At 69.3% G+C, this 4,627-nt stretch carries 4 protein-coding genes; all 4 read left to right on the top strand.

All coding sequences use genetic code 11. The features are described from left to right. Positions 1–235, top strand: a 235-nt coding sequence (locus tag VKA86_14095; GenBank protein ID HKK72342.1) for a cation-translocating P-type ATPase C-terminal domain-containing protein, incomplete at its 5' end; no start/stop codon positions are given. Positions 236–332: 97 nt separating this feature from the next. Continuing rightward, the gene (gene gap, locus VKA86_14090) at positions 333–1,349 is read left to right on the top strand and encodes a type I glyceraldehyde-3-phosphate dehydrogenase (protein HKK72341.1); all 1,017 of its coding nucleotides are present in this window, start codon (positions 333–335) and stop codon (positions 1,347–1,349) included. Positions 1,350–1,364: 15 nt separating this feature from the next. Continuing rightward, a complete protein-coding gene (locus VKA86_14085) occupies positions 1,365–2,324 on the top strand; it encodes a 1-phosphofructokinase family hexose kinase (GenBank protein ID HKK72340.1) in 960 nt (319 codons plus the stop codon). Further along, a partial coding sequence (gene ppsA / locus VKA86_14080) for a phosphoenolpyruvate synthase (GenBank protein ID HKK72339.1) occupies positions 2,321–4,627 on the top strand: 2,307 nt, incomplete at its 3' end. The genes VKA86_14085 and ppsA, both read left to right, overlap by 4 nt.

Below are 4,627 nucleotides of genomic sequence, written 5' to 3'. Positions count from 1 at the left end.
CAACATGCGCGAGGCCGACTCCGACCTCTGGCGCAACCGCGTGACCACCAACCGTTGGGTGTGGGGTGCACTCGTGCTGTGCGTGGGGCTCCTGCTGGCCGCCGCCCACGTGCCCGTGCTGGCGCGGGTCCTCGACGTGGTGCCGCCCGATCCGTCGACCTGGGCGCTGATCCTGGGCATCAGCCTGGTGCCGCTGGTGCTCGGACAGATCCTGAAGGCCCTGCGCTGGGTCTGATGGGGCAGACCCCCGCCCCCACGAGCGGAATCGACCCGAACGCCCTGTGAGCCGCCCGGGGTCTAGCTTGAACGGCCAACCGGCGAAAGGAGACGTCATGAGCGAGACACGTGTGGGAATCAATGGCTTCGGACGCATCGGCCGAGCCGTCTTCCGTCAGGCCCTCGACCGCGACGACGTCACGGTGGTCGCGATCAACGACCTCGTCGGTGCCGACGACCTGGCCTACCTGCTGCGTTACGACTCGGTGTACGGACGCCTGGGGTCCGACGTCGCCCTCGAGGACGGTGAACTCCGCGTGGGCGACCTGCGGGTCGCGGTGACTTCGGAGAAGGATCCCACTTCCATCCGCTGGTCCGACCACGACGTCGACGTGGTCGTCGAGGCCACCGGCGCCTTCCGTGCGCGCGAGAAGGCGGCGGGGCACCTGCAGCACGCACCGCGGGTGCTGATCAGTGCTCCTTCGGACGACGCCGACGCACACATCGTGCACGGCGTGAACCACGACGTCTTCGATCCCGAAGCGCACCAGGTGGTCTCGGCGACCTCGTGCACCACGAACTGCCTGGTCCCGATGCTCCACGTACTCGACGAGGCCTTCGGCCTGGAACTCGCCACCTTCACCACCGTCCACGCCTACACCGCCAGTCAGACACTGGTCGACACCGCGGCCCGCAAACGGCGCCGCGGCCGCGCGGCGGGGGTGAATCTGATCCCGACCTCGACCGGTGCGGCCAAGGCCAGCGAACGGGCCCTGCCGCACCTGGCCGGACGGATCGAAGGCATGGCCATGCGCGCGCCGGTGCCCGTGGGCTCGGTGACCGATCTCGTCGCGCAGCTGCGCGATCCCGTCGACACGAAGAAGATCGTCAGTGCCTTCCGCACCGTCGCGCACGGTGCCCTGCAGGGCGTGCTGCGCCTCGAGGAGCAGGAGATCGTCTCGTGCGACATCGTCGGCGACCCGCACAGCTGCGTGATCGACCGGGCGTCGCTGAGCGTCCAGGGCGATCGCACCGCCAAGATCCTCGGCTGGTACGACAACGAGTGGGGATATTCGGCCCGATTGCTCGACCTGAGCGCGCACATGGCCGGCGTCGTCGGCACGAAGTCCTGACCGGCGGAGAACGCCATGGGCACGATCGGCACGTTCACCCTGAATCCCGCGGTCGACAAGCACTGCGCCGTGGGCCGCGTGGTCCACGACCGCAAGCTGCGGACCCACGACGTCCGTTACGATCCCGGCGGCGGCGGGCTGAACGTCGCCCGCGCCGCCGCCGAGATCGGGGCGACGGCCCGGGCGCTGTTCACGGCCGGCGGAGCCATGGGCGACCTGCTGCGCGAACTCCTCGCGGACGAGGGCGTGGATCGCCACGCGATCCAGATCGAGGGCCTGACCCGGGAGAACCTGACGGTGTTCGAGGAGGACACCGATCAGCAGTTCCGCTTCACCATGCCCGGCCCGGCACCGGGCGAGGAGGATCTCGATCGCTGTCACGAAGCCGTGATCGAGGTCCTCGACGACCTCGACGTATTCGTGATCAGCGGCAGCGTGCCCGAACACTGCGATCCGGAGATCTACGCCCGGCTGGTCCGCACCGCGCGCGATCACGGCGTGCGCACCGTCGTCGACACCAGCGGGCCGGCCCTGGAGGCGGCGCTGGGTGCCCAGCCCTCGTTGATCAAGCCCAACCTGCGTGAACTCCGCTCGCTCACCGACGGGGACCTGCAGGACGACCGCGACATCGTCGACGCCGCTCGCTCCGTCGTGCGCGACCACGGTCTCGAAGCGGTCGTGGTGAGCATCGGCTCGGGCGGCGCCTTCCTCGTGACGGCCGACGACGCGGAACGATTCCAACCACCCACGGTGCCCATCCGCAGCCGGATCGGCGCGGGCGACAGCATGGTCGCGGGGCTGGTCGTCCGCCTGGCCGACGGCGCGGACCTGCGCGACGCCGTGCGTTACGGCGTGGCCGCCGGTGCGGCCGCCGTCATCACGCCGGGCAGCGAGCTCTGCCGACGCGACGACGTGGAACGCCTCGCCGCCGGCATGCGGGAACAGGAAACGGCACGACCGGGGGCCGACTCATGACCACGTGGACCCGATGGTTCGAAGACCTGAGCTCCGACGACGTCGGGAGCGTCGGCGGCAAGAACGCCAACCTGGGCGACATGATCCAGTCGCTGAAGAGCGAGGGGATCCGGGTTCCCGGTGGCTTCGCCACCACCGCCGAGGCCTACCGCGCCTTCCTCGACGCCAACGACCTCGACGACCGCCTGACCGACGAACTGTCGGAGCTCGAGGAGGACGGCTCGAATCTCGCCGAGGTGGGCGCGGCCTGCCGCCGGCTCGTGGGCGAGGCCGAGTTCCCCGACGACATGCGAACCGCGATCCGCGACGCCTACCGCGAACTCGGCGAACGCTACGAGACCGACGACCTCGACGTGGCCGTGCGCAGCAGCGCCACCGCCGAGGACCTTCCCGAGGCGAGCTTCGCCGGCCAGCAGGAGACCTACCTCAACGTGAGCGGCGAGGACGCCGTCCTGGCCGCCACGCGCGATTGCATCGCCTCGCTCTTCACCGACCGCGCGATCAGCTATCGCCAGGAGAACGGCTTCGACCACATGAAGGTCGCGCTGTCCGTGGGCGTGCAGACGATGGTGCACTCCGACCGGGCCGGATCGGGCGTGATGTTCAGCATCGACACCGAGTCGGGCTTCCCCGACGTCGTGGTCATCGACGCCGCCTGGGGCCTGGGCGAGACCGTGGTCCAGGGCTCGGTGAATCCCGACGAGTACCGCGTGTTCAAACCCCTGCTCGACGTGGAGGGACTGCGGCCGATCATCGGCAAGGACCTGGGGACCAAGAAGTCGAAGATGGTCTACGCCGACGACGGCGACGAGCCCACGAAGACGGTCGAGACCGACGAAGACGAGCGCTCGAGCTTCGTCCTCGACGACGACGAGATCCTCACCCTGGGCCGGTGGGCCGCGACCATCGAGAAGCACTACGACCGCCCCATGGACATGGAATGGGCCCGCGACGGCGACAGCGGCGAGCTGTTCGTGCTGCAGGCCCGCCCCGAGACGGTGCGTTCGACCGCCGAGCCCGCCACCCTGAAGCACTACTCCCTGCAGGAACGCGGGGAGGTGCTGATCACGGGCACCGCCATCGGACAGGGAATCGCCGCGGGCGCCGTGAGAAGGATCGACGACGTCGACGAGATCGACCGGGTCGAGGACGGCGACGTGCTGGTCACCGAGATGACCGATCCCGACTGGGTCCCGGCCATGCGCCGCGCCTCGGCCGTGGTGACCGACTCGGGCGGCCGCACCTGCCACGCGGCCATCGTGAGCCGCGAGCTCGGCATTCCCGCCGTCGTCGGCACCGGCGACGCCACCGGCACCCTCGAGGACGACTCCGAGGTCACCGTGTCGTGCGCCGAGGGCGACGAGGGCATGGTCTACGAGGGTCGGCTGGACTTCGAGGAGACCAACATCGACCTCGACGACGTCCCCGACACGCGCACCGAGATCATGATGAACATCGCCAGCCCGGTGGCCGCCTCGCGCTGGTGGTCGTTGCCCTGCAAGGGGATCGGCCTGGCCCGCATGGAGTTCGTGGTCAACAACACCATCCAGATCCATCCCATGGCCCTGATCCACACCGACCGGGTGGAGGACGACGACGAACGCGAACGGATCGAGTGGATGACCCGCGGCTACGACGACCGCAGCGAGTACTTCGTCGAGCACCTCGCGCGCGAGATCGGCGGCATCGCGGCCACCCGCTACCCCGACCCGGTGATCCTGCGCACGAGCGACTTCAAGACCAACGAGTACGCGCAGTTGATCGGCGGCCAGCACTTCGAGCCGGACGAGAACAACCCCATGCTCGGCGTGCGCGGGGCGTCGCGGTACTACAGCGATCGCTACCGCGAGGGCTTCGCCCTGGAGTGCCGCGCCATCCGTCGCGTGCGCGAGGAGATGGGCTTCCGCAACCTCGTGGTCATGATCCCCTTCTGCCGCACCGTCGACGAGGCCGAGCGCGTGCTCGGGGTGATGGCCGAGCACGGCCTCGAGCGCGGACGTGAGGACCTGCAGGTCTACGTGATGGCCGAGATCCCGTCGAACGTGATCCTGGCCGAGCGCTTCGCCGAGCACTTCGACGGCTTCTCGATCGGGACCAACGACCTGACCCAGCTGCTGCTCGGCGTCGACCGCGACTCGGCCGAGCTGTCGCACGTCTACGACGAACGCAACGAGGCCGTGCGTGTCCAGATCCGCGAGCTGATCGAAAAGGCGCACGAGGCGGGTTGCAAGGTCGGCATCTGCGGGCAGGCACCGAGCGACCATCCCGGCTTCGCCGAGTTCCTGGTCGAGTGCGGGATCGAC

The sequence above is a fragment of the Candidatus Krumholzibacteriia bacterium genome (assembly GCA_035268685.1).
Lineage (GTDB): Bacteria > Krumholzibacteriota > Krumholzibacteriia > JAJRXK01 > JAJRXK01 > JAJRXK01.
The sequence above is the reverse complement of the archived record's forward strand: the minus strand, read 5'-3'. Positions and strand labels throughout refer to the sequence as shown.

What these genes read in the sequence shown, in the direction of transcription:
- gap (HKK72341.1), top strand. Translation starts at nt 333, where the DNA reads ATGAGCGAGACACGTGTGGGAATCAATGGCTTCGGACGCATCGGCCGA.
- VKA86_14085 (HKK72340.1), top strand. Translation starts at nt 1,365, where the DNA reads ATGGGCACGATCGGCACGTTCACCCTGAATCCCGCGGTCGACAAGCAC.